Here is a 26,161-nt window from a genome sequence, read left to right on the forward strand (position 1 = left end):
CCTTATCGATATTAATCACTGTTCAGCCATAAGCGCCGGCAAATAGTGCTGTAATTGTAAACGAATATCATCATGAACCCGCTCCATTGATTGACTGGCATCAATCACTACTATGCTGTCATCGTCATGGGCTAGTTGTAAATAAGTTCGCCTTGCTCGCTCAAAAAAATCAATAGCTTGTTGTTCAATTCTATCAAGCTTGCCACGACTCGCTGCACGGCTTAATCCAAGTGTAGGGTCAATGTCTAAATATAGAGTGAGATCAGGTTTAAAACCACGTAAACACGCATCACTCACCGCTTTTACTAAGGGCATCAAACCTCGTCCACCACCTTGATAAGCTAATGAAGAGAGATTGTGTCGGTCACCGAGCACCCATTCGCCTGCAGACAAAGCCGGTTTGATCACATTGGCAATTAGCTGCGTTCTGGCAGCATAAATGAGCAAACATTCCGCTTCGTCACACAGTGGATCGGTTTCATCGACAATTTTGACTAAATCGCGCATTTTTTCTGCCAGTGGAGTGCCACCCGGCTCACGAGTGCACACAGGGGCCTGACCAATATGCTGGCTAATAATATCGTTGACTAGGGCTATTGCGCTAGATTTACCTGCCCCTTCTAATCCTTCAATGACAATAAACTTGCCTTGGTATTGACTCATTTTCTGTTTCTCTGAAATTCGTTTACGGCGTTATTATGCGCTCTCAGCGTTGATGAAAACACATGACTGCCATCATTGCGTGACACAAAATACAAGTAATTTACTTTAGCTGGACTTGCTGCTGCAAATAATGATGCCCGACTAGGGGCCGCAATAGGCGTTGGCGGCAACCCATCAATTTTATAAGTGTTAAATGCGGTAGTTTCACGTAAATCTTTACGAGTGATATTGCCTTTATAACGTTCACCCATACCATAAATCACCGTGGGATCAGTTTGTAGGCGCATGCCTTTTTTAAGTCGATTATTAAATACTGCAGACACCCAATCGCGCTCTTCAGGGTTGCCAGTTTCTTTTTCAATAATAGAAGCAATAATCAGCAATTCATACGGCGATGATAAGGCTAAATCAGGATCACGCCCTTCCCATGCTTGCGCTAAGCTTTCCTGCATCATGGTGTAACTGCGATTTAAAATTGTCTGTAAACTATCATCAGCATGATAATGGAATGTTTCGGGATAAAATTTACCCTCGGGCAAACCAGAAGTATCACCATGGTTCAATAAGACTTGATTAAAGGCATCGGTCTCTTGTGCTAAATGCTCAGTGGTGGCCAGTGTTTGTTGCCACTCAGCAATGGTTTTACCTTCGATTAGCGTTAGGCTGAAAACCACTTGTTGGCCTAAATATAAGCGTCTTAATAACGCTTCCAACGTATCGCCGGGGATCATTTGGTATAATCCCGTCTTAATATTGGCGAGTTTAGGTTCAAGTTTAACCAGGTATTTGACTTTCCAGCTATCAATAATCAATGATTGTTGCTCAAGCTGTTGCGCAAGCTTAATCACAGTGGTACCCGGTTCTACCGTCAATGTTTGAATTTCGGTTAACTGTAATGGCTGCTTTTGATAAGTAATTAAGCCGGATATGAGCCAATATCCACCGAGGCAAAACACGACAAAGAAAGGGATAACACTCGCTAATATAAAAATTTTTAACGTTTTAATCATGATGATAAATTCACACTCAGAACGTGCCTGAATCGCGATGTCTGCGTCCAAGGGCTAAATTGAAAATCGTCAATGGCAGATACATCAATAACGCCAAATAAACTGTTCGTTATCAATACATTGTCAGCGGCTTGAATATCACTAAGCTTAAGTTGCGTTGCCATGACTGCTATTCCATGGCAAAGCAAAGTATCAATCAGTATTTCTCGCATCACTCCGCTTACGCCTGCATGGGTTATTGCTGGGGTAAATATCTGATCATTTTTGACGATAAAAATATTGGCAACAGATGACTCTATCACATTACAATCACAGTCAAACACTAACCAATCTTGGTGTGTGCTAGGTAGAGGTTGAGACTTTATGAGCACCTGTTCCAATCGGTTAAGGTGTTTCATTCCCGCTAAAAGTGGTTGCCTGCCAAGATGAATGGGTGATGATGCTAGCGTAATACCGCTTTGCTGCCAATGATGGTAATGATCAGGAATGGCATGAACTGACACGACTTCAGTCACATTGGCTCTCAAAGGTGCTTGATAGCCACGTCCACCCACTCCGCGCGTCAATATTAACTTGATGCAATGTTGAGGATATTGCTGAGCGAGTTGGGTCAGCTGTTGGATGAGTAAGTCGCTGACACACCACTCAATACCTAAACGCTCACAGCTTTGTTGCAAACGAGACAAGTGCTCGTCAAGAAATAAAATTCCTGCAGGCATATCAGCCGACGCGGTACGCATAGACGCAAACACACCATCGCCATAAGCTACACCACGATCAAATGGATTGATCGTGCCGTCTTCAACGTGATTAACCCAAACCAGCGCCATTATGTATCCTGGCTGATCCGGCTGGCTACGGCTTCTTGCTGATCTTTATATTTGGCACTCTTACGTGTGTTATAAGGGCGAGCAACCGCTGAACTTAAGCGTTCAAAATTGAGCGCTCCTATCGTCATCCCAGGACGAAGCGCCAACGGTAATTTACCACTGTTAAAGAATTCTAAGACTATTTTGCCTTGCCAACCGGGATCAATACGATGCGCAGTCGCATGCACCATCAAGCCTAAGCGCGCAAGTGAAGAGCGACCATCTAACCAACCCACAATATCTGCTGGTAATGTTACACTTTCATAGGTTACCGCTAAGGCTAATTGACCAGGATGAAGGAAAAAGGCCTCATTCTCGGCAATTTCAATTTTGTCGCTCATAACCCGATCAAGTGCTATTTGCATTTCTGCACTTGGGCCACTTAAATCAATATAAGGTGCGGTATGGTCTTTAAATACCCGAAATTGGCTGCCTAAACGCACATCCACACTCACCCCCGAAATCGCTTCCACACCAGGACGCGGATCGATGCTAATGGTGCCATTATCTAAACATTGCTCAATTTCAATATCGGTTAAACGCATACTGCACTCTCTCCTAGATAAGGCTATTTAGCCAATAAATGCTGAATTCTAGCTTTTAAAATATCAGTTGCGATACGATTTTTACCACCCCGTGGAACGATAATATCGGCATATTGCTTTGACGGCTCAATGAATTGCAAAAACATTGGCCGCACAGTGCGTTTGTACTGTGAAATAACCGTTTCCATTGTTCTACCACGTTCAGCAACATCACGGGTTAACCGACGTAAAAAACAAATGTCCAATGGCGTATCCATAAACACACTGGCATCGATTAACTCACGTAATTTAGGAGCGGTTAATAATAGAATGCCTTCTACGATAATCACTCTTTTAGGCTGCATGGTGAGCGTCTCGCTGGTACGAGTATGCTCAGTATAGCTATAACAAGGAATACTTACTGCTTCACCCTGTTTTAGCTGAGTTAAGTGAGTCGCTAACAACTGATGATCTAACGCTTTGGGGTGATCGTAATTGGTTTTGACACGATCTTCCATCGTCAAATGACTTTGGTCATGATAATAGGCATCTTCGTTGATCACACCAATCTGATTGGTTCCTAAATCACGGCACAATTCTTCAAAAATTGTTTTAGCAATTAAACTTTTACCTGAAGCCGACGCACCGGCAATCGCAATAATGACACACTGCTGAGAATTCATCTCTTACCTTATTCGTCTTCTGATATGCTAATGTTTACGACTGATTGTACTTGTTGAAGCGCTAATTCAGCTCCAAGCTTACGAGCAATTTCGCGATATATCCCAGACACTTCACTTTCTGGTTCGCTCATCACACTCGGTGTACCATTATCCATGGCTTCACGAATATTGATGTGTAATGGCAGTGAGCCCAATAGTGGCACGTTATAACGCTCAGCTATTTGACTGCCACCATGAGTGCCAAAGGGGTGTTCTTTATGACCACATTCAGGGCAAAGATGAAAACTCATGTTTTCAACAATTCCCAATACAGGAATATTAACTTTATTAAACATGGTAATGCCTTTTTTGGCATCCGCTAAAGCAATATCTTGTGGCGTCGTCACAATGACAGCACCGCTCACTGGCACTTTTTGCGATAGCGTTAATTGAATGTCACCGGTTCCAGGCGGCATATCGATGATTAAATAATCCAGTTCAGGCCATTGTGTTTCATTTAACAGTTGCGCTAGCGCCCCTGCCGCCATTGGACCACGCCATACTGCAGCTTCATCACCACTAAGCATAAAACCGATTGATTGAGCAGAAATGCCATGCACCAACGCCGGGGTCATATGTATGCCATCTGGCGATTCTGGACGAAAATTAGGGATACCCAACATCAGTGGGATAGACGGGCCATAAATATCGGCATCTAAAATGCCCACTTCGGCGCCTTCAGCTTTTAAGGCTAATGCGAGATTAACTGCGGTGGTTGATTTACCCACACCGCCTTTACCAGAAGCTACCGCAATCACTTGCTTTACATTAGGAAGCGGAGGAATAGCAGGGAGTGCTGAATATACCCGCGGCTGAAAATCGATTTCACATTCCACTTCATCAATCGCATCAAGTACAGCTAATTTATTAGTCACAGCCATCACGATGTCGCGGTATTGTGTCATACACGGGTAAGGATAAACTAAGCCCAATTGTAGGCGTTTTCCTTCTATAGACAATGCTGTCACACACCCTGCACTGACTAAGCCTTTGTGTAAATAAGGATCTTCAAATGCTTCTAAAATATCCAACACTGGTGACAATAATTCATCACTTAATTGATAATTTGTATGCGTATTGACCAAAACGGCGACTCCGAACGAGAAATTTGTACAAGTGTATCAGAACTTGGTAAAAAAATAGCGACTAATAAGCTTTTTTACGTCATGTTTTGCTGAAAAAAGTCTGCTAATCAGTTAGTATCAGGCAATATTATTGGTGTAATTTGATATCGAGACAAAATGACAAAATCGCAGCGTAAAATACTGGTCACAAGTGCCCTCCCTTATGCCAATGGCCCAATCCATCTAGGCCACATGCTTGAATATATCCAAACGGATATTTGGTCACGTTTTCAAAAATTACGTGGTCATGAATGCTATTACATTTGTGCCGACGATGCTCATGGCACACCTATTATGCTGAAATCACAGCAAATGGGGATTACACCAGAAGAAATGATTGCTCAAGTTCAAAAAGAGCATCAACAAGATTTCGCCGATTTCAACATTCAATTTGATAATTTCCACACGACTCACAGTGACGAAAATCGTGCCCTAGCCAGTGAGATTTATCTAAAATTACGCGACAGCGGTTACATCAAAACCAAAACTATTTCACAATTATTTGACCCTGAAAAGTTAATGTTCTTACCAGACCGTTTTGTCAAAGGCACCTGCCCTAAATGTAAGTCTGAAGATCAATACGGTGATAACTGTGAAAACTGCGGTGCGACATATAACACCACTGATTTGATCAATCCAAAATCAGCCGTGTCGGGTGCAACGCCCATTATGAAAGACAGCGAACATTTCTTTTTTGACCTGCCTGCATTTGAAGGCATGCTAAAAGAATGGATCCATTCGGGTTCATTGCAACAAGAAATGGCGAATAAACTTAACGAATGGTTTGAGCAAGGCCTAAAGCAATGGGATATTTCACGTGATGCGCCCTACTTTGGTTTTGAAATCCCAGACGCACCCGGTAAATTTTTCTATGTCTGGTTAGACGCTCCCATTGGTTACATGAGTTCGTTTAAAAACTTATGTAACAAGCGTGATGATGTAAATTTTGACGATTTTTGGAGCCTAGACTCAAGCGCCGAGGTGTATCACTTTATCGGTAAAGACATTGTTTATTTCCACAGTTTATTCTGGCCTGCAATGTTAGAAGGTGCTGGGTTCCGTAAACCCACCAGTGTTTATGCTCACGGTTACGTCACGGTCAACGGTTCAAAAATGTCTAAATCAAAAGGCACGTTTATTAAAGCGCGTACCTATTTAGACAATTTAGATCCTGAATACCTGCGTTATTACTACGCCGCTAAATTAACTAGCCGTATTGATGATTTGGATTTGAATTTAGAAGACTTTGCCCAGCGAGTTAACTCAGATTTAGTCGGCAAATTGGTTAACCTAGCCTCACGCACGGCCGGTTTTATCGGTAAACGTTTTGAAGGCAAATTAGCCAAGGTTGCAGACAGCAGCTTAAGCGACATATTTTTAGCCAAAAGCGAAACCATTGCTCAATGCTATGAAAACCGTGAATTTGGTAAAGCGATGCGCGAAATCATGGCCTTGGCCGATATGGCTAATGCCTACGTTGCTGATGCGGCGCCTTGGCAATTAGTCAAGCTAGAAGATAAACAAGCAGAAGCCCATCAGGTATGCAGCAATGCATTAAACCTGTTCAGAATTTTGGTTACCTACCTTAAGCCTGTATTGCCTAAACTGGCCGGAAATGTTGAAGACTTTTTACAGTTAACCTTAACATGGGATAATTTAGGCCAAGATCTAGCGGGTCATGAAATCGCGCCATTTAAACCCTTAATGCAGCGTATTGAACCTAAGAGCATTGAAGCTATCATCGATGAGTCTAAAGAAAACTTGCAAGCAACCAATACCGACGCGCCTAAAACAGACGCGCCTAAGCAAGCGGTTAATCAATTAGAACTCGATCCTATTAGCCCAGAAATTAGCTTTGATGATTTCGCTAAAATCGATTTACGTATTGCGCGGATCAGCAAAGCGGAACATATCGAGAAAGCCAATAAGTTACTCCGACTTGAATTAGACTTAGGCGGTGAAACTAAGCAAGTATTTGCCGGTATTAAGTCGGCTTATGCACCTGAAGACTTAGTCGGTAAACTGACCGTGATGGTGGCGAACCTTGCGCCGCGCACGATGAAGTTTGGTGACTCTGAAGCCATGGTGTTAGCTGCAGGTCCTGGTGGTAAAGATTTGTTTATTCTAGAACCCCATGAAGGCGCACAGCCGGGGATGCGAGTGAAGTAGCACTCAACTAGCCAAACAAAAAAAGACCGCTTTGGCGGTCTTTTTTGTTTGGCTTGATAGTTCATTTGTTATGTTTATTGTATTCACTACTAGAGGTTGATTCGGTCTCTGATTTATAAGCCTCATTCGCTGTTTGCACTTCAAAATCTTCTGCCATTGCCTGCTTTAATCGTTCTTCGTATCGCATAAACAGGTTTAAAAAGTCATTGCTGAACCGCTCACCCTCTGATTCCGTTAACCATTGTGCATATAGACGTTTAGATGCTTCTTTTTCAACCCGTTTATACGTCGACTTTCGCTTACTGACAAAATCGTCAGAATAGCCCAATAAGCGCAATGACGCCGCGCCCACTTCAAGTGCAGAATGATGGGTTTCTGACTCAACAATATCGGCGCCCGCTTCTTTTAATAAATGCCCGTGGCCGCGATCGAATGCCCTCGCAACGATGTTAAGTTTGGGGTAGGTATGATGTAAATATTTCACTAACGCAACACTGCTTTCACGATTATCGATGGCGACAACAAACAAGGAAGCCTGGGCAATACCCGCTGTTGTTAATAAAGCTGGACGGGTAGCATCGCCATAATAGGCTTTAGTATTGATTTTTCTAATCGAGTCAACTTGTGAGGCTTGATGGTCAAGCACCACCGTTTTAATGCCATTGGAAATCAATAATCGATTAACAACTTGGCCAAAACGACCAATACCAGCAATCACCACACAGCCAACCTCGTCAATATTATCTTGGGCGCGTTGATTGGTTTTTTTCTGAAAACGAGGAAAGATCACCTTTTCGAACAAAATGAACAACCCTGGGGTTAAAAACATCGATAACGCGACCACTATCGACAAGGTTTGTGCCAGCTCTGCAGGCAACACATGCTGTTGCACGCTGAAACTTAATAATACAAAGCCAAACTCACCCGCTTGAGCAAGACTTAAGGCAAATAACCAACGATCGCTGCCTTTAATTCGAAAAATTAATGCCAATAAATAAAGTACAATCCCTTTAATTAGCATCACCCCAGAGGTCATTAAGATAATCTCGCTAAAATCGGCAAATAACACCGAAAAATCAATCCCAGCACCCACGGTGATAAAAAACAGTCCTAATAACAATCCTTTAAAAGGCCCAATATTGGACTCTAGTTCATGTTTAAACTCACTATTAGCCAGTACCACGCCCGCCAAAAAGGTGCCTAATGCGGGTGAAATACCAACCAAACTCATTAACGCTGCAATACCAATCACCAACATAAGCGCTGCGGCAGTAGATATTTCGCGTACTCCCGAGTCCGCTACCATCCTAAATAATGGCCTACTGAGATAATGCCCACCTAACACCACAGCCCCAATAGCTAATACCAGTACAATGGCATATGCCCAACCTGGTAATGAAGCCACGAGACTTAACTGCTCGTGTTGTTCACTCATACTACTAACAGCAGCTTGGGCTTTCTCAACTAACTCAGGTAAGGCTAATAACGGAATAAAGGCCAACATGGGAATGACGGCTATGTCTTGAAACAGCAAGACCGAAAATGCGTTCTTCCCGGCATGGGTTTTATTGAGGCGTTTTTCAGATAAGGTTTGCAACACAATTGCGGTAGATGAAAGGGAAAAAATTAACCCTATGGTTAACGCTGTACTGAGCCCATATCCAGCATAAGTCGCACAGGCCATCACGGCCAAAATAGTCCCCACAACTTGTAAACCACCTAACCCCAATAAACGGTTGCGCATCGCCCATAACATTTTAGGCTCAAGCTCTAAGCCAACTAAAAACAACATCATCACCACGCCAAATTCAGCGAAGTGTTGAATCGTGTTGGTTTCACTGCCGACTAAACCGATAATTGGCCCAATAACAACCCCAGCAATGAGGTAGCCGAGTATTGAACCTAATCCTAATTTATTGGCTAAGGGAACAGCGATTACCGCAGCGGTTAAATAAATAAAAGCTTGTAGGAAATACTCGGTCATTTACGGATCCTTAACAAATAAAAGGCAATATAATACATCCATGGTCTTGTCCATCACCCATTATGTAGACTTCGTTTAATGCCAATAGCTAAGTCAATGTTGTCAAAAAACAACACCAAACATCGGTTTTCCACCTAAAACTAAAGCCGATAACGCAATGAACATCAGCGCCGGCGCAACCAAGCATTACGATATTGTCAAATTACACGGGATTTACAATATCAATAAAATGATGCTCAATATTGAATTTTTCCGCTAAATGCTCACCCAAAGCTTGGATGCCAAATTGTTCTGTCGCATGATGCCCAGCGGCAAAGTAATGTAACCCTTGCTCGATTGCTGCATGGAAAGTCCGCTCTGATACTTCACCACTAATAAATGCATCAACCTCCATTTGCGCCGCATCATCAATATAGTCTTGTGCACCTCCGGTACACCAAGCCAAGGTCGAGATCATTTTGGTTTCATCACCTATGTGCAATGGTTTACGTTTTAATACACTGCTGAGTAACTCGCTAAATTCGGCAACCGTTAATGGGTGTTCTAAATGACCATGCCATAATAAATCCTGAGCCACAGGCTCGTAGACTCTTGGGCTAATAATGCCTAATTGTTGGGCTAATTGGGCATTATTACCCACACCATGGTGTGCATCTAACGGTAAATGATAGCCATATAAACTAATGTCATTATCCATTAATGCTTTGATCCGACGATATTTCATGCCAGTGATGACGTCAGGCTCATTTTTCCAAAAAAAACCATGATGAACCAAAATTGCATCAGCGTTGACCTTTACCGCAGCATCAATTAGTGCCTGACAAGCTGTAACTCCGGTGACTATGGTGTGAATGTTCGACTTACCTTCGACTTGCAGCCCATTTGGCGCATAATCTTTAAACGCACTCACGTTTAAAAAAGTATCAAGATAGGACGCCAATTCTTGACGTGAAATAACTGATGTTTGATGATTTTTGGACATAAAACCCCTAAAAATTTAACTAACCTCAGCCAGTAGACAATATAAGGTTATTGATAATGATATTGACCATACGGACTCACACGATATTCATTCATATAATACTGAATGGCGATACCACCAGTTTACCCGAATATGGTCGAACTCGCGAAGCTTATGCAACCTAAAAACGGTTTGAAATACAGATATTTTAGGATCTAAATCAATGAGAAACACAAGCCTCTGAGACAGGTTATATTCGTATAGCCTAAAGTTATTTATTGCAATAACGTCCCAATAAACTGTCGATAAAAACGACTTTTTGACTGATAATTCGACAATTTTGGCATGAATTGGACTTTTGATAACTTAACACTTTAAAATTAGTTACAACCTTAATTTAACGTGATAACAAGTAGGTTATTAACTATGACAACATTGACTAAAGAAGAGGTCATCAGCCAATTACAAACGGCACTTGAAAATCAATCTGGCAAACCCGTTTCAATTGAGCAAGCGGGCAGTTGGTATAAAATCGACGGCGCAAAATCAGTGCGTTTTAGCGAACTCGACGCTATGCATGCTAATTTAACGGCATCTTCAGTAAAAAAAGTACCACTGACAACCACGAACGGATTAGTCGCTGAACCTAGGCGAAAAGAATCGGCAAAAACTGCAGCGAAAAAAACACCGACTAAAAAGGTTCAATCAACCTCAGGTGGATTAACCCCTAAGCAGTTGTGGCGTCAAAAACTCGAAAATACAATCGGTAAGCAAACATTGCCTCAAGGTTTTTAATAAAACGTGGCAATAACAGATAATACTGTATTGCAAAACAGGTATTGACGACTGCGGGTAAAATAACAGAAGCCTAGGCTCCTGTTATTTTACTCGCATTATCACATTGCAAGGTCGACTCTGACATAACCGGTTAAGTAAACCACCCTAACCTCATCTCCGGCAGCAAAACTCATTCCAGGATCCGCATCTTGGATCACCATAACTTGGCTGCCATCTTCTTGCTTTATCATTAGTTCAACTAATTTAGTTTCAAAATAATATTGTTGGTTACCATGCTGACTTCCGATCCCCCCACCGATCAATGCCCCCAAGACAGTGGCAACATCTTGACCGGAACCACCACCAAATTGATGGCCAATAACACCACCGATTAAGGCTCCACCAAAGGTTTTCCAACCACTGTGACTGTCTTCAACCAGCTGTTTTTCACTCACCTGCTTTACCGATTCAATTTGTCCATACAGTACTTTCTCAACGGGGACCGCTTGATTTCGCTCATAAGCAGCTTGGCTTTGGCCAAAAAAAAGGCAAATTGTCAGCAATACTGCAAAAATACTCTTCATACTCACAGTTATGATTTTAAACATGGCTAATTTCCGCTAAGTTAACGATACGATATTACAAATAATATACTCAATTTGAACTCACTGTGTTATTTAAATCAATCCATCGAGTTTCCTTCGCCGGAACAAGCCCTCATTAATCCTAATGGCTTATTAGCCATTGGAGGAGACTTGCAGCCCACCCGCTTAATACAAGCCTATTATCAAGGTATTTTTCCTTGGTTTAATGCCAATGACCCGATTTTATGGTGGTCGCCCGACCCTAGAGCTGTGTTCACGCCGACTCAACCTTTTGGCAGTAAAAGCTTGATTAAGTTTCTTAAAAAATCAACGTGGCGCTATACCATTAATCATGCATTTTTGGACGTAGTCGCGGGATGTGCACAGCCTCGCGATAGCCAAAGTGGCACGTGGATATCGGCAGAAATTCAAATGGCCTATTATGAACTTCATCTTCAAGGGCGCGCTCACTCTATTGAAGTGTGGGATGGCGAACACCTTGTCGGTGGTCTGTATGGTATTCCGGTAGGAGGTGTTTTTTGCGGTGAATCGATGTTCCATCGCCAAACTAATGCATCAAAAGCTGCGTTTGCTATACTGAATCAACACTTGGTGAAAAATAATTTCCAGTTAATTGATGCCCAAATAATAAACCCACATTTGCTCAGCCTTGGCGCTAACGCCCTACCAAGACGCAAATTTTTGTCGATACTTCATCAATATCGAGATCAAGCCATTTCAGCGTCAATATGGCACAAACAAGAGGTGTTAATTGAATTCTAAATCGGTCAGCGTCGGCATAAGCCAACCTTTTGATTGCAACTATATTGAAGGCAATAAAGAACAATTGTTGGTCATCCAGGAACCACAAGTTGACGCAGCATTATTTGAACAACTTCTGGCTATGGGGTTTCGTCGTAATGGAAATGCCATTTATAAACCACGTTGCCCAAACTGCCAAGCCTGTCAGTCTATTCGATTGAATGTGAACGATTTTGTGTTATCAAAACGTCAGAAACGCACGTTAAAGAACAACCGAGATTTACATTGGAAAGTCAGCCATACATCACGGCCTGAACATTATATTTTGTACCAGCGTTACATTAATGAACGGCACAGCGATGGACCCATGTTCCCGGCATCACAAAGCCAATATGATGATTTTTTATTATCTGATTGGTTGCCGCCAATGTATATCGAAGTATTTGATCATGAGAAGTTAATTGCAGTCGCGGTCACCGATGATATGGCACAGAGTTATTCGGCGATTTACAGTTACTTCGACCCGGACTATGCTGAACGATCCTTGGGTTCACTGATGATTTTAATTCAATGCCAATTGGCAAAGTCATTGGGTAAGCGATTTTTGTATTTGGGCTATCAAATTGATCAAAATAGGAAAATGAGTTATAAACGCCAATACCGTCCATATCAAATTTTAACAGCACTTGGTTGGCAAGTTGGCGAAAATCTTACACCTCTTTCTCGTTAACGCCCTTTACAGTTCAGGGTTTTTGGGGCATGATACGCCCGATTTTTTCATATTTGAAGGCTAATGGGATAACTAATTAATGGCGAAAGAAGACAACATTGAAATGCAGGGCACTATCCTTGAGACCTTGCCAAATACAATGTTCCGCGTAGAGCTTGAAAATGGACATGTGGTGATAGCCCACATCTCTGGCAAAATGCGCAAAAACTACATCCGTATTTTAACCGGTGACAAAGTCACGGTTCAGTTGACTCCTTATGACTTATCAAAAGGTCGTATCGTCTTCCGCGCACGTTAATCGCTAGCCTCAACAATGTAAAAACCGACTGCCTGTCGGTTTTTTTGTTGTTATACCAAACTGCATAAGTAAAGTGTACTCAGCGCAAAGCAACACGCATCAAACAAAACGAATGTTCAACGTAATGGGTATCCCTTTATCAGAGCATTCAACCAAGCATAGCGATGGTTGTAATCCGTTTTGCAGAAGCACCTCATACGCTCCACTGCTATGTTGTATTGATTTAAAAAGGGAATACCCATTTTGCCATCAATACCCATTGAATTGAACAGTGAGTAACGCTCTGAGTTGATGACTTATTTATCAAGAAACGGTATTAGGCGCAATTAACACACATAAAAAAGATGACCCATGGGTCATCTTTTTCAATTGTATCGTTAATGACTACGACACTTTTTCTAACGACTCACAATTGATATTGATCTCACCGTCTTTCACGTCAATGTGCGCAACACCGCCCCTTTCAAGCACGCCAAATAGAATTTCATCGGCTAGTGGGCGTTTAATCAATTCGGTCACCACACGCGACATAGGACGCGCGCCCATCGATTTGTCGTATCCCTTCTCCGCAAGCAAGGTTCGAGCCTCGTCACTGACATCCAAGGTGACATGTTTATCATCAAGTTGTGCCTGTAACTCAACTAAGAACTTATCAACCACTTTGGCGATTACTGTCATATCCAAATGATTAAACCATACGATTGAATCTAATCGATTACGAAACTCAGGTGAAAAGATTTTATTGATTTCAGCTAAGGCATCTTGAGTATGATCTTGCTGTCTAAAGCCAATCGATTTACGAATAGTTTCTTGCACGCCAGCATTGGTTGTCATCACTAACGTCACATTTCTGAAATCAGCTTTACGACCGTTATTGTCAGTTAACGTACCGTGATCCATCACTTGTAATAGCAAGTTGAATACATCAGGGTGCGCCTTTTCAATCTCGTCAAGTAGCACCACACAATGTGGGTTTTTAATCACAGCATCGGTTAACATGCCACCTTGATCGTAACCAACATAACCTGGAGGAGCACCGATTAAACGCGACACAGTGTGGCGTTCCATATACTCAGACATATCAAACCGAATGAGTTTAAGATTGAGACAATTAGCCAATTGGTTGGTGACTTCGGTTTTACCTACCCCTGTCGGGCCGGCAAACATAAAGCTACCCACTGGCTTTTTCTCTGAGCCTAAACCACTGCGCGACAAGCGAATAGCGGAACTGAGGCTCTCAATAGCCTTGTCCTGCCCAAATACCACCATCTTAAGGTTGCGTTCTAGGTTACGCAGCATATCTTTGTCAGTCGACGATACCGACTTCTCAGGAATACGCGCCAACTTGGCAATGATAGCCTCTATTTCAGCTTGACCAATGGTCTTCTTACGTTTGCTTTGCGGCATCATCACCATACGCGCACCCGCTTCGTCAATCACATCAATCGCTTTGTCGGGTAAATGACGGTCATTAATGTGCTTTGCCGATAAGATAGCTGCACTGCTGATGGCCGCTTGGGTATAGCGTACACCATGGTATTGTTCGTACTTAGATTTAAGCCCCATCAATATTTTGGTGGTTTCAGCGACAGAAGGCTCATTGATATCAATTTTTTGGAAGCGACGTGCTAAAGCACGGTCTTTTTCAAAAATGCTTTGATATTCTTGGAACGTCGTTGACCCCATGCAACGTAACTTACCACTTGATAACAATGGTTTGAGTAAGTTAGACGCATCCATCACACCACCAGAAGCGGCGCCAGCACCAATAATGGTATGAATTTCGTCAATAAATAAAATAGCATGCTCATCCGCAGCTAATTCTTTTAATAAGCTTTTAAAGCGCTTTTCAAAATCACCACGGTATTTAGTGCCCGCTAATAATGCGCCCAAATCTAACGAATACACGGTCGCATTGGCCATCACTTCAGGCACTTGTTTGTTGACGATGCGATAAGCCAAACCTTCTGCTATAGCCGTTTTACCCACGCCAGCTTCACCCACGAGTAAGGGGTTGTTTTTGCGACGACGACAGAGTGTCTGAATCGCACGTTCAATTTCAGCATCACGACCAATTAATGGATCGATAGTACCGTCTTGCGCTAATTGGTTTAAATTAGCCGCAAATTGCGCCAACATGCTACGGTCTTCGGCATTTTCAGATTGATCATCAATGCGTTCTTGATCTTGTGGTTCGCCAGAATCGTCTTCTTTTCCCATGCCATGAGAAATAAAATTAACCACATCTAAGCGGGTAATCTCACAACGACGCAGTAAATAAACCGCTTGGGATTCTTGCTCACTAAAAATAGCAACCAGCACATTGGCGCCAGAAACTTCATTACGACCAGATGATTGCACATGGAAAACCGCACGTTGCAGAACACGTTGAAATCCTAAGGTAGGCTGTGTTTCACGCTCTTCAGTTGATTCGGCAATAATCGGTGTGGTTTGTTGAATGAAATTAGCCACTTCTTCTCGTAAACGATTAACATCCGCCCCACAAGCAACTAATGCTTCATAAGCAGAGGGATTATCAATCAGCGCTAATAATAAATGTTCTACTGTCATGTATTCATGACGTGAATCTCTAGCTTGCTGAAACGCTAGGTTCAAGGTGACTTCCAGGTCTTTGTTCAGCATAAGCACCCCCTAAATTTAACCACAGACTGTGAGAAATCGATATTATGCTTTCTCTAACGTACACAGTAACGGATGTTGGTTTTCTCTTGCAAACTGATTTACTTGAAAAACTTTTGTTTCTGCAATTCCAAATGGAAACACACCACACAATCCTTTGCCTTGGTTATGGATTGCTAACATAATATCAACAGCTTGCTGTTCATTTTTCTCAAAGAAACGTTGTAATACTTCTACCACAAAATCCATCGGGGTGTAATCATCATTGTTTAGCACCACGTTATACATATGGGGTGGTTGTAGCTTAGATTCAACCTTTTCTTCAATATGTTCTACACTGCCTATTTTAGCCATTGTTTAATACTAGCCTCTCGTTTGGTTCCCGACCACTTGATATTATTAAATTAATTAAATGTTGCCTTTTTGTTAATTACTGCTTGACATCTTTTCGTACAAATTTCATTCTATTTGTTAGGCGGCGAATAATAGACCGCTGGATAATAAGTTTTACTATCTTACTGGTAAGTAGACAATAGAAGGAAGTGGAAGTATGGCAAACGGAACTGTAAAATGGTTCAACAACGCCAAAGGATTCGGGTTTATTTGCCCTGATCAGGGTGGCGAAGATGTATTTGCGCACTATTCAACTATCGAAATGGAAGGTTATCGTACCTTAAAAGCAGGTCAACCTGTATGCTTCGAAGTTGAAGCTGGTCCCAAAGGAATGCATGCTTCAGCCATCTCGCCAACAAAATAATTGGTGAGACTATAAGACAAAAAGACAAAAAGACAGGGATTTTAATCCCTGTCTTTTTTTATTGACTTAAATAACCTCAATGAACAAAAATAAATAATTATTTAACCGTTTGTTAGCCAGCGTTGAGGTTTTTAGTCTCAATTTAGTCAAGATGACAACTTCAGTTGACGCTATCGCTGTTGATGTCATCACCACGCAATCACCTCGAAGGCGTTACCCGCAGACATTAGCCCTTAAAAAATTGGTTTAATGTGGCACTTGGGCGCATCGCTTGTTCAGCTTTCGCAGCATCTAAACGGTAATAACCGCCTAAATCTACGGCAGGACCTTGTGAACCATTCAACTCCGCAAGGATAACCGTTTCATTTGCAGCCAATGATTTAGCCAATGGTACAAAATACGCAGCCAGCGCTGAATCCTCTGTTTGCTCAGTTAATGCTTGTGCCCAATACATCGCTAGGTAGAAGTGGCTACCGCGATTATCAAGTTCACCTACACGACGAGAGGGTGATTTATTGGTGTCAAGGAACTTACCAATAGCCACGTCTAACGTGTCTGCTAGCACTTGTGCTTTAGGGTTGTTGGTCGTTTGACTTAAGTGCTCTAAAGAAGCCGCTAATGCCAAGAACTCACCTAATGAATCCCAACGTAAATGACCTTCTTTTTCCACTTGTTGTACGTGCTTAGGCGCAGAACCACCCGCACCTGTTTCAAATAAACCACCGCCACTCATTAACGGCACAATAGACAACATTTTCGCACTCGTGCCCAATTCAAGAATTGGGAACAAATCGGTTAAGTAATCACGTAATACATTACCCGTTACCGAAATAGTGTCTTCACCTTTGATGATCCGCTCTAAGGTGAAACGTGTTGCATCTTCTGGTGACATCACCTGAATATCTAAACCAGCAGTTTCTTGCTCTGATAAATATTGAGTCACTTTTTTAATTAACTCAGCATCGTGAGCACGATGACTGTCTAACCAAAATACCGCTGGTGTATTGCTTAAACGTGCACGCTTAACGGCCAGTTTAACCCAGTCGCGAATAGGCGCATCTTTCACTTGGCACATACGGTAAATGTCGCCAGCTTCAACGTTATGGCTCATTAATACATCGCCTGCTTGGTTAATCACATTAACCGTACCGGGCGCAATAATTTCAAAGGTTTTGTCGTGGCTACCGTATTCTTCTGCTTTTTGAGCCATTAAGCCCACGTTAGGCACACTGCCCATTGTGGTTGGGTCAAATGCACCGTGCTTTTTGCAGAACGCAATCGTTTCTTGGTAAACACCCGCGTAGCTACGATCTGGGATCATCGCTTTGGTGTCTTGTAACTGGCCATCTGGGCCCCACATTTTCCCTGACGAACGGATTGCGGCTGGCATTGATGCATCAATAATGATGTCACTTGGTACGTGTAAGTTAGTGATGCCTTTATCTGAATCAACCATAGCAAGTGCTGGACGAGCAGCATAAACAGCGGCAATGTCAGCTTCAATTTCACTACGTTTAGCTTCTGGTAAGGTACTTATTTTGGCATACACATCACCAAAGCCGTTATTTACATCAACACCGAGTTCAGCAAATAACGCGCCGTGCTTATCGAAGACGTCTTTAAAGAACACTTTCACGGCAAGACCAAATAATATTGGGTCAGACACTTTCATCATGGTGGCTTTAAGGTGCAAAGATAATAAAACATCTTCTGATTTTGCCGCTTCGATTTCACGAGCATAAAAATCGACTAACGCTTTTTTGCTCATCACTGAAGAATCAATAACTTCGTCAGCCAATAGCGCTAAACCACTCTTAAGCACAACATCTTTACCGTCTTGTTGGGTCAACACGATATTGACTTTATCTGCTGCTGCTAAGGTTACAGACTGTTCGCTTCCGTAGAAGTCACCTTCGTTCATATGAGCAACGTGAGACTTAGACGCGCTCGACCATTTGCCCATTGAATGGGGGTTTTTCTTGGCGTAGTTTTTCACTGACGTCGGTGCACGACGATCTGAGTTACCTTCACGTAATACCGGGTTTACGGCACTGCCTTTAATTTTGTCATAGCGGGATTGAGCTTCAACTTCAGCGTCATTTTTAGGCTCATCAGGGTAGTTAGGAATGTCATAGCCTTTTGCTTGAAGTTCAACAATACAGGCTTTTAACTGCGGAACTGAGGCACTGATGTTAGGTAATTTAATAATGTTGGCTTCTGGCTGGTTAGCCAATTCGCCTAATTCTGTTAGCGCATCAGCAATTTTTTGCTCTGGGGTTAATTTTTCAGGGAAGTGAGCAATAACACGAGCTGACAAAGAAATATCACGGGTTTCAACTTTTACGCCTGCTGCATTAGTGAAGGTACGGATAATAGGCAAGAAAGACAGCGTAGCCAGTGCCGGCGCTTCGTCGGTTTCTGTGTATATAATCGTTGGAGTGTTATCTTTCATTTTATTTCCTACATTATTGTAAATTATCAATTTATTAGAATAAATTGTGTAAGCATTTAATGGATTTTCGTTGACAACACACGCGCAAGTAAACCTTGACTTGCAACCTTGGCGCATCTTTTTAGTCTGCCAAGTATGTGAAATCGCCGATCCCATTTATTATTATATTTTGTTCTCAAACCACTGAGCTTTGGCAGGTAAACCAGATGCCCCAGAATGATAAATTAGCTATAGATCACACTTTTTAGGCGGACATCATAGATCATTCTTAATCATTTTCAAATTCCACTAAGGACGAATACGCAGTAAACTATCATAAATTGATTTATATTCGCTCACTTATCACTCACTCTTATAACCTAGGGATGTTAACCATACCTTTATGTCAAAAATCGGTAAATTCAGTCCATTCAAAAAAACAGCTACAAACAGCGTTAACGCGTCAACTAAATCAGTCAATGTTGTGCCCAGAAGTGCGGCCAGTAATGCAGCCAATAATGCAGCCAATCGCAACAGGATAAAATCGCGGCTGCCACAAAAACCTCGGACTGAAAATCCCGTCATAGTGCTATTTAATAAACCTTTTAATGTGTTGTGCCAATTTACCGATGAAGCGGGCCGCCAAACACTAAAAGACTTTATTCCGGTTCCCGATGTATATGCAGCAGGACGTTTAGACCGTGATAGTGAAGGTTTACTATTGCTTACCAATGATGGACAGCTGCAAGCAAAGTTGACTCAGCCGACTCAAAAAACCTTTAAAACCTATTGGGTTCAAGTTGAAGGGCAACCGTCAGATGAGGCGTTAAATGCACTTTGCCAAGGCGTGAAGTTGAAAGACGGAATGACTTTGCCTGCAAAAGTCCACGTAATGGGCTCGCCTGATATTTGGCCTAGAAACCCGCCAGTGAGAGAGCGAAAAGCCATTCCTACCACTTGGCTTGAAGTACAAATTTGCGAAGGTCGAAATCGCCAAGTTAGGCGTATGACAGCCCATGTCGGTCATCCAACCTTAAGACTAATCCGTTATAAAATAGGTCAATGGTGTCTAGATGATTTACCTAATGGCGAATACAAAGTGATGAGCACCGCTAAATAACCACAAGTTGAGCATCTTAGGATCAGAGGGAATTATGACCGAACGTTATAAACCGAATACCACTGTAGCTTGCGTTATTTATAGCCAAGGCAAATTTTTATTAGTGGAAGAATGCATTGATGGTGCGGTTAAATTTAACCAACCAGCTGGACATCTAGAGGCGAATGAATCGATTATCAATGGGTGCGCCCGTGAAATTGTTGAAGAAACCGGTCTTGAGTTAACACCACAAGCCTTAGTGGGCATTTATCAATTTAGAGCATCTGCAAACTTAGCGTTCGTTCGTTATACCTTTTGTATTGAACTGACCAAGCAACAACACGCTAAACCTCGCGATAATGCCATTACAGATACTCACTGGCTCAGTCTTGCTGAAATCATCGCCCTTGGTAGCCAACTTCGCAGCCCATTAGTGGTAAAAAGTATTGAAGATTTCTTACAACAAGCTGATAAAAACCTTTTACCACAGCACACCCCTTTATCACTGTTCAATGTCGATTATTTTTAGAGCCTTGTCTTGGGCTATTTGCATACGCCTCAAGATAGCCCATTCAGCGAATGCGTGATAGAATATGCGCCGCACAAATGTCATGTTTATTAGGACTCGAGGATCTTTAAAGGTGAATTTTGCAGCTGTTTCGGCTATTTATACTAGGCAGAGCTTATGACATGTCGTTGTTGTTCATAAATAAGCGTTAACCTAGTAGAAAGAAGCCCAAAATGCTACTCATAGGGATCGGCTAAACAGGTGCACTTATTGGTAAGCGAAGGTCTTTGTTGTAAGATATTAGTTTACGTAGACAGTTTGCTTTAAGACTTGCAGCGCATTCTTATTTAAACAGAAAACCGTTTAGATCGAATAGATTTTGACCATAAAATTCAGCCGGCACTTGACGGTCAACTAATTAATCTCGTCGAAATGTGCATGCAACAACATTCAGGCTCACAACGAACAAAAATCTAGCTCAATCGCCTTGAAACATTGGCATTGCGGCACAATATACATATTATCTATCTTCAAGGTTTTTAGGATTTATGACATCACTTAGCCCTACTTCAAATGGTAAAAAAGTCATTGTCGGCATGTCCGGCGGTGTGGACTCTTCAGTATCAGCTTACTTGTTAATGCAGCAAGGCTATCAAGTTGAAGGTCTGTTTATGAAGAACTGGGAAGAAGACGATACCGATGAATATTGCGCGGCTGCTGATGATTTAAAAGATGCACAATCAGTTTGCGACAAGCTAGGCATTAAAATGCATACCGTCAATTTTGCTGCCGAATACTGGGATAACGTATTCGAATATTTTTTAGCAGAATACAAAGCCGGCCGCACCCCCAACCCCGATATCATGTGCAATAAAGAAATTAAATTTAAAGCCTTTCTTGAATTTGCGGACGATATTTTAGATGCCGATTATATCGCCATGGGCCATTATGTCCGCCGACGTGATAATAGCGATGGCAGCGTAGAAATGCTTCGCGGAGTTGATGGTAATAAAGATCAGAGCTACTTTTTATACACGTTAAGCCACGAACAAGTTGCCCGCAGCTTGTTCCCTGTCGGTGAACTTGAAAAACATCAAGTGCGTGAAATAGCCCAAAAACTGGGATTAATTACCCACGACAAAAAAGACAGCACCGGTATTTGCTTTATCGGTGAACGTAAATTCACCGACTTCTTAGCGACCTATTTACCGGCTCAACCGGGCGATATCGAAAACGCTGAAGGTGAAGTGATTGGGACACATCAAGGATTGATGTACCACACGCTTGGACAACGTAAAGGTTTGGGTATTGGTGGTCTGAAAAATAGTAATGAAGATCCATGGTATGTGGTTGAAAAAGATTTATTACGCAATGTGCTAATTGTCGCACAAGGGGGCAATCACCCTCGTTTAATGTCAAGCGGCATGACAGTCAATCAATTGCATTGGGTTGATCGCAAAGGACCTGAAAATAACTGTCACATAACGGTAAAAACCCGTTATCGTCAACGAGATGTAGCTTGCACACTCGTCTATAATGACTCAGACAATATTACCGTTATGTTTGATGAACCGGTTGCCGCAGTGACCCCTGGGCAATCAGCAGTATTTTTTGATGGTGACATCTGTTTAGGTGGCGGCATAATCGATACCTTAATCCGAGGATAAGCCGTGAGCCAAACTCCAGACAACATCTTGTTTGAACGCACCATGGCCTTCGCTGGTATTTTACAGGCGATTGGCCAGGTCCAGTATTTAGCTCGTCACGGTGAAAGCGATAAAGACGCCCTAGCTGCTACGCTTAATACTATTTTAGTGACAGAGCCAGAATCAACGGCTGATGTTTATCAAGATAAAGCCATTTTAGATAACGGTTATCAACTGATCCAAAATCAACTCGGTGATGGCGGTAACAAAGATGTTGAAACCACTCGTTACTTAGTCGGCGTGTTAGCCCTTGAACGCAAGCTAGCCCATTCACCTAATGGTTTAGGCATGCTAGCGGAACGCATCAATCAAGTGCATCGCCAATTAACCCATTTTGCGATTACTGATGAACAAGTTATTGCCAATTTGGCCAGTATTTACAGCGACATCATCAGTGAATTAGGGCCTAAATTACAAATATCGGGTAATCCCGATTGCTTAAAGCAATCTCTGGTACAACAAAAAATTCGCGCGTTACTGCTTGCAGCCATGCGCAGCGCAGTATTATGGCGCCAATTAGGTGGCAAACGCCGCCATTTAGTGTTTGCCCGTAAATCCATATTTGATACAGCAAAACAAAGCCAAAATAACAATTAATCGAATCACCCTACAACAAAGTTCATCAAGGAGCTTAAAATGGATCTTTCCGCACTAACTGCTATCTCTCCGGTAGACGGTCGTTATGGTAGTAAAACCGCCTCATTACGAGGGATTTTCAGCGAGTTCGGTCTTACTAAGTACCGTGTTCAAGTTGAAATCAACTGGTTAAAGCTATTGTCTAGCTGCCCAGAGATTGAAGAAGTTCCCCCTTTTAGCGAAACCGCATTAGCCTTGTTAGACAGCATCAAGGACAACTTTAGCGAACAAGACGCTCTGCGTGTTAAAGCAATTGAAAGCACCACCAATCACGACGTGAAGGCGGTTGAGTACTTTATTAAAGAACAAATTGCCAACAATGCCGAGTTAGTCGCCATTGATGAATTTGTTCATTTCGCCTGTACCTCCGAAGACATCAACAACTTATCTCATGGCTTAATGTTAAAAGAAGCGCGCGAACAAGTGTTAGTGCCGCAATGCCAGCAGATTATTGATGCCATCAAAAAATTAGCTCATGACAATAAAAGCGTGCCGTTAATGTCTCGCACCCATGGGCAACCTGCATCACCATCGACTCTCGGTAAAGAGATGGCTAACGTTGCAGTGCGTTTAGATCGTCAACTAAACCAAATCAACGCTGTTGAGATTATGGGTAAAATTAACGGTGCCGTGGGTAACTATAACGCACATATTTCTGCTTACCCTGAAGTCAACTGGCACGAACTTTCACAACGTTTTGTGACCAGTCTTGGCATTAACTGGAACGCGTATACCACCCAAATTGAGCCACATGATTACATCGCAGAATTATTCGATGCTATTGCTCGTTTTAACACTATTTTAATCGATTTTGATCGTGATATTTGGGGTTATGTTGCATTAGGCCACTTTAAGCAACGCACTATTGCTGGCGAAATTGGTTCATCAACTATGCCGCACAAAGTCAATCCAATTGATTTTGAAAACTCTGAAGGTAACCTAGGTATCGCTAACGCGCTGATGCAACATTTATCCGCCAAATTACCGGTATCAAGATGGCAACGTGACTTAACGGACTCAACCGTATTACGTAATCTAGGCGTGGGTATGGCGCACTCGTTAATTGCTTATCAAGCGACCTTAAAAGGCATTAGTAAGTTAGAAGTGAATCAAGCACAGCTTTTAGCTGAATTAGATAAAAACTGGGAAGTATTGGCTGAGCCGGTGCAAACCGTTATGCGTCGTTACGGCATTGAAAAGCCGTATGAGAAGTTAAAAGAACTGACTCGTGGTAAGCGTATTGATGCTGCACAACTTGCCGTGTTTATTGATGGCCTTGAGCTACCTGAACAAGTCAAAACCGACCTAAAAAAAATGACCCCTGCAAACTACATTGGCCGCGCAGAAGCCTTTGTTGATGAGCTAAAATAGTTTTATAAGCTTATGCATATCATTAGCGGTCGCATATGTGACCGCTTTTTTATTGCATTAACCACTGACAAATATCTCGACTGAGGTCAATGATGTACACATTAAATATTGATACCCAAGCCTTTATTAAGCAGCATTGGCAACAAAAACCGCTGGTGATCAAACAGGCTTTTATCAACTTTGAAGATCCTATTGCAGCAGATGAACTTGCAGGTCTTGCCTGTGAAGAAGAAATATCTTCACGAGTGGTGATCACCAAAGGCAATGACTGGGATGTGGTCCAAGGTCCATTTGAAGACTATGACCAATTTGGTGAAGACAACTGGCAGCTATTAGTTCAAGCCGTAAACCATTGGTATCCAGACTCACAACCTTTAGTCGAAGCCTTTCGATTTTTACCCGACTGGCGCTTTGATGACTTAATGGCATCATTTGCCACTCCCGGTGGTGGGGTTGGACCGCATATCGATAACTACGATGTATTTATCATTCAAGGTGATGGCGAACGTCGCTGGAAAGTGGGTGATAAAGGCCAGCACAAGCGTCGCGGCGATAATCCTAACTCGCCTTTGGTTGACGATTTCGAACCCATTATCGATGTGATATTGCAAAAAGGCGATGTATTATACATTCCACCAGGATATCCACATTGCGGCGAAACCTTATCGCTAGCCTTATCATACTCAATCGGTTTTAGAGCCCCGAGTCAGCAAGAACTGTTAACCGAATTAGCCGATACCTTGATTGATAGCAACCAAGGTCAGAAGCGTTTCACCTCTTCAGATGAACCGGCACAACCGGGTCTTATCAGCCAGACACACCAACAAGGGATCATGGATTTGTTGGCGCAATTGGCACAAGATCCCGCCAGCTACCAAACCATGTTAGGTAAATTACTCAGTCAAAGTCGTTTCGAGCTTGATGTTTGTGAAGGTGAAGAGCCATTAACCGCAGCGGATTTATTAGAAGCTGTTGAGCAAGGCGCAATCATTCAACGTATCGGCGGCCTGAAAGTATTACAATTAGAGCAGGACAGCGAACCACGTTTATTTATCAATGGCGACGTTTACGTCTTTGATGATGCTAGCAATGAAATGCTGCAACTCTTGGCTAACAAGGTGAGGCTTACGCCACAAGAGGCTAATTTATTCACCGCCAACGCAGCAGCTCTTGAGGTTCTGACCGGATTACTTAATCAAGGGTTATTCTACTTAGCCGAAGACGAAAGCGAATAATGAGTAGCATATAAGCCACTGATCTTATGATGGCAAGCAAGATGGATCATCATGCTTAGCTGGAGATAACAAAAAAGGCACTAATAGTGCCTTTTTTATCTCTGTTGCTTCAGTTTATTAAGCCCACAGTTTTTCATCTTGGTTCATTTTATATAAACTTTCTGCTCGCGAGATAAGCAATTGCGCAAACTTCAGTTGAGTTGGGTCTTTTGTTACGCCCGATTTATGCAAGTTTTCTGCTTTGAGCTGCCACATCATCGAAAAATGTCTAATCGCATCACGAGCCGTTTCCGCCACTTTCACATCAACATAATCGGATGGCAAATCACCTGACATAACCCAAAAAGTTTGTTTTTTAGGTTGTTTCGATTCCATCTTCCAAATGGCTAAATAGGGCGCAAGATAACGGCTTTCATCAGTAAGCACTTTGTTTGGGATCACGCCCTTTTCAGCCAAAAACCGATTCGCCTTTTGGAATTGAGTGCGCACCCACTCTTGTCTTTGAGCTTCTGGATCTGGCGTTGGCTGTGCCACCTTTTCTGCAACTTCTTCAGTCATAATACTTCCTATCTTATTGTTATAATGCAGATTAGAACGAAAA

25 protein-coding genes are annotated in these 26,161 nt (G+C 42.4%); 12 read left to right on the forward strand and 13 right to left on the reverse strand.

All coding sequences use genetic code 11. From position 1 onward, the window contains the following. Positions 1–15: 15 nt before the first annotated feature. Genes tmk through apbC form a run of 6 tightly spaced genes read right to left on the reverse strand, consistent with a single transcriptional unit; the run spans position 16 to position 4,873 of the window. The gene (gene tmk, locus AAEZ00_RS14590; protein ID WP_124013919.1) at positions 16–663 is read right to left on the reverse strand and encodes a dTMP kinase; all 648 of its coding nucleotides are present in this window, start codon (positions 661–663) and stop codon (positions 16–18) included. Further along, a complete protein-coding gene (mltG, locus tag AAEZ00_RS14595) occupies positions 660–1,673 on the reverse strand; it encodes an endolytic transglycosylase MltG (RefSeq protein WP_124013918.1) in 1,014 nt (337 codons plus the stop codon). Before mltG ends, tmk begins: the two co-directional genes overlap by 4 nt. Further along, on the reverse strand, positions 1,670–2,497 hold the full coding sequence (gene pabC, locus AAEZ00_RS14600) for an aminodeoxychorismate lyase (protein WP_372491480.1): 828 nt from the start codon (positions 2,495–2,497) through the stop codon (positions 1,670–1,672). The genes mltG and pabC overlap by 4 nt, the downstream gene beginning before the upstream one ends. A gap of 5 nt (positions 2,498–2,502) precedes the next feature. Beyond that, positions 2,503–3,087 carry a dCTP deaminase gene (gene dcd, locus AAEZ00_RS14605; protein ID WP_124013916.1) on the reverse strand — a complete coding sequence of 195 codons (585 nt, stop codon included), beginning with the start codon at positions 3,085–3,087 and terminating at the stop codon, positions 2,503–2,505. Between the two features lie 23 nt (positions 3,088–3,110). Beyond that, entirely contained in the window at positions 3,111–3,749 is a 639-nt protein-coding gene (gene udk / locus AAEZ00_RS14610; RefSeq protein ID WP_101030991.1) for a uridine kinase, read from the reverse strand. A gap of 8 nt (positions 3,750–3,757) precedes the next feature. After that, entirely contained in the window at positions 3,758–4,873 is a 1,116-nt protein-coding gene (gene apbC / locus AAEZ00_RS14615) for an iron-sulfur cluster carrier protein ApbC (RefSeq protein WP_124013915.1), read from the reverse strand. A gap of 156 nt (positions 4,874–5,029) precedes the next feature. Here apbC and metG point away from each other — a divergent pair, with 156 nt between their 5' ends. Continuing rightward, the gene (gene metG / locus AAEZ00_RS14620; protein ID WP_351088925.1) at positions 5,030–7,081 is read left to right on the forward strand and encodes a methionine--tRNA ligase; all 2,052 of its coding nucleotides are present in this window, start codon (positions 5,030–5,032) and stop codon (positions 7,079–7,081) included. Between the two features lie 61 nt (positions 7,082–7,142). Here the strand turns inward: metG and AAEZ00_RS14625 are convergent, their stop codons facing one another. Then, on the reverse strand, positions 7,143–9,065 hold the full coding sequence (locus tag AAEZ00_RS14625; protein ID WP_124013913.1) for a monovalent cation:proton antiporter-2 (CPA2) family protein: 1,923 nt from the start codon (positions 9,063–9,065) through the stop codon (positions 7,143–7,145). Positions 9,066–9,267: 202 nt separating this feature from the next. Further along, a complete protein-coding gene (locus tag AAEZ00_RS14630; protein ID WP_351088938.1) occupies positions 9,268–10,020 on the reverse strand; it encodes a Nif3-like dinuclear metal center hexameric protein in 753 nt (250 codons plus the stop codon). Between the two features lie 432 nt (positions 10,021–10,452). Between AAEZ00_RS14630 and AAEZ00_RS14635 the strand changes: the two genes are divergently transcribed. Further along, on the forward strand, positions 10,453–10,821 hold the full coding sequence (locus tag AAEZ00_RS14635; protein WP_351088927.1) for a hypothetical protein: 369 nt from the start codon (positions 10,453–10,455) through the stop codon (positions 10,819–10,821). 101 nt (positions 10,822–10,922) lie between these two features. Here AAEZ00_RS14635 and AAEZ00_RS14640 read toward each other — a convergent pair whose 3' ends face one another. Beyond that, positions 10,923–11,411, reverse strand: coding sequence for an outer membrane lipoprotein (locus AAEZ00_RS14640; RefSeq protein WP_372491477.1), 489 nt, complete (start codon positions 11,409–11,411; stop codon positions 10,923–10,925). 51 nt (positions 11,412–11,462) lie between these two features. Between AAEZ00_RS14640 and aat the strand changes: the two genes are divergently transcribed. From aat to infA, 3 genes are all read left to right on the forward strand, one after another. Next, positions 11,463–12,170 (forward strand): leucyl/phenylalanyl-tRNA--protein transferase, encoded by a 708-nt coding sequence (gene aat / locus AAEZ00_RS14645; RefSeq protein ID WP_124013911.1) that lies wholly within the window; start codon positions 11,463–11,465, stop codon positions 12,168–12,170. After that, a complete protein-coding gene (locus tag AAEZ00_RS14650; protein ID WP_124013910.1) occupies positions 12,160–12,879 on the forward strand; it encodes an arginyltransferase in 720 nt (239 codons plus the stop codon). Before aat ends, AAEZ00_RS14650 begins: the two co-directional genes overlap by 11 nt. 79 nt (positions 12,880–12,958) lie before the next feature. Further along, positions 12,959–13,177 carry a translation initiation factor IF-1 gene (gene infA, locus AAEZ00_RS14655; protein WP_011496276.1) on the forward strand — a complete coding sequence of 73 codons (219 nt, stop codon included), beginning with the start codon at positions 12,959–12,961 and terminating at the stop codon, positions 13,175–13,177. Positions 13,178–13,561: 384 nt separating this feature from the next. Here infA and clpA read toward each other — a convergent pair whose 3' ends face one another. Both clpA and clpS read right to left on the reverse strand, forming a co-directional pair. After that, positions 13,562–15,820 (reverse strand): ATP-dependent Clp protease ATP-binding subunit ClpA, encoded by a 2,259-nt coding sequence (gene clpA / locus AAEZ00_RS14660; RefSeq protein ID WP_124013909.1) that lies wholly within the window; start codon positions 15,818–15,820, stop codon positions 13,562–13,564. A 42-nt stretch (positions 15,821–15,862) separates the two neighbouring features. Continuing rightward, a complete protein-coding gene (clpS, locus tag AAEZ00_RS14665; RefSeq protein WP_124013908.1) occupies positions 15,863–16,171 on the reverse strand; it encodes an ATP-dependent Clp protease adapter ClpS in 309 nt (102 codons plus the stop codon). Between the two features lie 196 nt (positions 16,172–16,367). On the opposite strand from clpS, the gene cspD reads away from it, so the two are divergent. Further along, a complete protein-coding gene (gene cspD, locus AAEZ00_RS14670; protein WP_101030973.1) occupies positions 16,368–16,574 on the forward strand; it encodes a cold shock domain-containing protein CspD in 207 nt (68 codons plus the stop codon). 226 nt (positions 16,575–16,800) lie between these two features. Here the strand turns inward: cspD and AAEZ00_RS14675 are convergent, their stop codons facing one another. Continuing rightward, positions 16,801–19,026, reverse strand: coding sequence for an NADP-dependent isocitrate dehydrogenase (locus tag AAEZ00_RS14675; RefSeq protein ID WP_124013907.1), 2,226 nt, complete (start codon positions 19,024–19,026; stop codon positions 16,801–16,803). A gap of 382 nt (positions 19,027–19,408) precedes the next feature. Between AAEZ00_RS14675 and AAEZ00_RS14680 the strand changes: the two genes are divergently transcribed. The 6 genes from AAEZ00_RS14680 to AAEZ00_RS14705 all read left to right on the forward strand — a co-directional run bounded on the left by AAEZ00_RS14680 (position 19,409) and on the right by AAEZ00_RS14705 (position 25,560). After that, on the forward strand, positions 19,409–20,125 hold the full coding sequence (locus tag AAEZ00_RS14680) for a pseudouridine synthase (protein WP_351088929.1): 717 nt from the start codon (positions 19,409–19,411) through the stop codon (positions 20,123–20,125). 34 nt (positions 20,126–20,159) lie between these two features. Further along, entirely contained in the window at positions 20,160–20,633 is a 474-nt protein-coding gene (locus tag AAEZ00_RS14685; RefSeq protein ID WP_124013905.1) for an NUDIX hydrolase, read from the forward strand. A 527-nt stretch (positions 20,634–21,160) separates the two neighbouring features. Next, positions 21,161–22,279 carry a tRNA 2-thiouridine(34) synthase MnmA gene (gene mnmA, locus AAEZ00_RS14690; RefSeq protein WP_124013904.1) on the forward strand — a complete coding sequence of 373 codons (1,119 nt, stop codon included), beginning with the start codon at positions 21,161–21,163 and terminating at the stop codon, positions 22,277–22,279. A gap of 3 nt (positions 22,280–22,282) precedes the next feature. Further along, positions 22,283–22,915, forward strand: a complete 633-nt coding sequence (gene hflD / locus AAEZ00_RS14695) for a high frequency lysogenization protein HflD (RefSeq protein WP_267898624.1) — start codon at positions 22,283–22,285, stop codon at positions 22,913–22,915. A 39-nt stretch (positions 22,916–22,954) separates the two neighbouring features. After that, positions 22,955–24,325 (forward strand): adenylosuccinate lyase, encoded by a 1,371-nt coding sequence (gene purB, locus AAEZ00_RS14700; RefSeq protein ID WP_124013903.1) that lies wholly within the window; start codon positions 22,955–22,957, stop codon positions 24,323–24,325. A 92-nt stretch (positions 24,326–24,417) separates the two neighbouring features. Then, positions 24,418–25,560, forward strand: coding sequence for a ribosomal protein uL16 3-hydroxylase (locus AAEZ00_RS14705; RefSeq protein ID WP_351088940.1), 1,143 nt, complete (start codon positions 24,418–24,420; stop codon positions 25,558–25,560). Positions 25,561–25,677: 117 nt separating this feature from the next. Here the strand turns inward: AAEZ00_RS14705 and AAEZ00_RS14710 are convergent, their stop codons facing one another. Continuing rightward, positions 25,678–26,118, reverse strand: coding sequence for a DUF4826 family protein (locus AAEZ00_RS14710; protein ID WP_124013902.1), 441 nt, complete (start codon positions 26,116–26,118; stop codon positions 25,678–25,680). Between the last annotated feature and the right edge of the window lie 43 nt (positions 26,119–26,161).

This window comes from Shewanella sp. S1-49-MNA-CIBAN-0167 (assembly GCF_040310145.1).
Taxonomy (GTDB): domain Bacteria; phylum Pseudomonadota; class Gammaproteobacteria; order Enterobacterales; family Shewanellaceae; genus Shewanella; species Shewanella psychromarinicola.

Coding starts and splice junctions, on each gene's coding strand:
- tmk (WP_124013919.1), bottom strand. CDS start 663: ATGAGTCAATACCAAGGCAAGTTTATTGTCATTGAAGGATTAGAAGGG.
- mltG (WP_124013918.1), bottom strand. CDS start 1,673: ATGATTAAAACGTTAAAAATTTTTATATTAGCGAGTGTTATCCCTTTC.
- dcd (WP_124013916.1), bottom strand. CDS start 3,087: ATGCGTTTAACCGATATTGAAATTGAGCAATGTTTAGATAATGGCACC.
- udk (WP_101030991.1), bottom strand. CDS start 3,749: ATGAATTCTCAGCAGTGTGTCATTATTGCGATTGCCGGTGCGTCGGCT.
- metG (WP_351088925.1), top strand. CDS start 5,030: ATGACAAAATCGCAGCGTAAAATACTGGTCACAAGTGCCCTCCCTTAT.
- AAEZ00_RS14625 (WP_124013913.1), bottom strand. CDS start 9,065: ATGACCGAGTATTTCCTACAAGCTTTTATTTATTTAACCGCTGCGGTA.
- AAEZ00_RS14635 (WP_351088927.1), top strand. CDS start 10,453: ATGACAACATTGACTAAAGAAGAGGTCATCAGCCAATTACAAACGGCA.
- AAEZ00_RS14640 (WP_372491477.1), bottom strand. CDS start 11,411: ATGTTTAAAATCATAACTGTGAGTATGAAGAGTATTTTTGCAGTATTG.
- infA (WP_011496276.1), top strand. CDS start 12,959: ATGGCGAAAGAAGACAACATTGAAATGCAGGGCACTATCCTTGAGACC.
- clpA (WP_124013909.1), bottom strand. CDS start 15,820: ATGCTGAACAAAGACCTGGAAGTCACCTTGAACCTAGCGTTTCAGCAA.
- clpS (WP_124013908.1), bottom strand. CDS start 16,171: ATGGCTAAAATAGGCAGTGTAGAACATATTGAAGAAAAGGTTGAATCT.
- cspD (WP_101030973.1), top strand. CDS start 16,368: ATGGCAAACGGAACTGTAAAATGGTTCAACAACGCCAAAGGATTCGGG.
- AAEZ00_RS14675 (WP_124013907.1), bottom strand. CDS start 19,026: ATGAAAGATAACACTCCAACGATTATATACACAGAAACCGACGAAGCG.
- AAEZ00_RS14680 (WP_351088929.1), top strand. CDS start 19,409: ATGTCAAAAATCGGTAAATTCAGTCCATTCAAAAAAACAGCTACAAAC.
- AAEZ00_RS14685 (WP_124013905.1), top strand. CDS start 20,160: ATGACCGAACGTTATAAACCGAATACCACTGTAGCTTGCGTTATTTAT.
- mnmA (WP_124013904.1), top strand. CDS start 21,161: ATGACATCACTTAGCCCTACTTCAAATGGTAAAAAAGTCATTGTCGGC.
- purB (WP_124013903.1), top strand. CDS start 22,955: ATGGATCTTTCCGCACTAACTGCTATCTCTCCGGTAGACGGTCGTTAT.
- AAEZ00_RS14705 (WP_351088940.1), top strand. CDS start 24,418: ATGTACACATTAAATATTGATACCCAAGCCTTTATTAAGCAGCATTGG.
- AAEZ00_RS14710 (WP_124013902.1), bottom strand. CDS start 26,118: ATGACTGAAGAAGTTGCAGAAAAGGTGGCACAGCCAACGCCAGATCCA.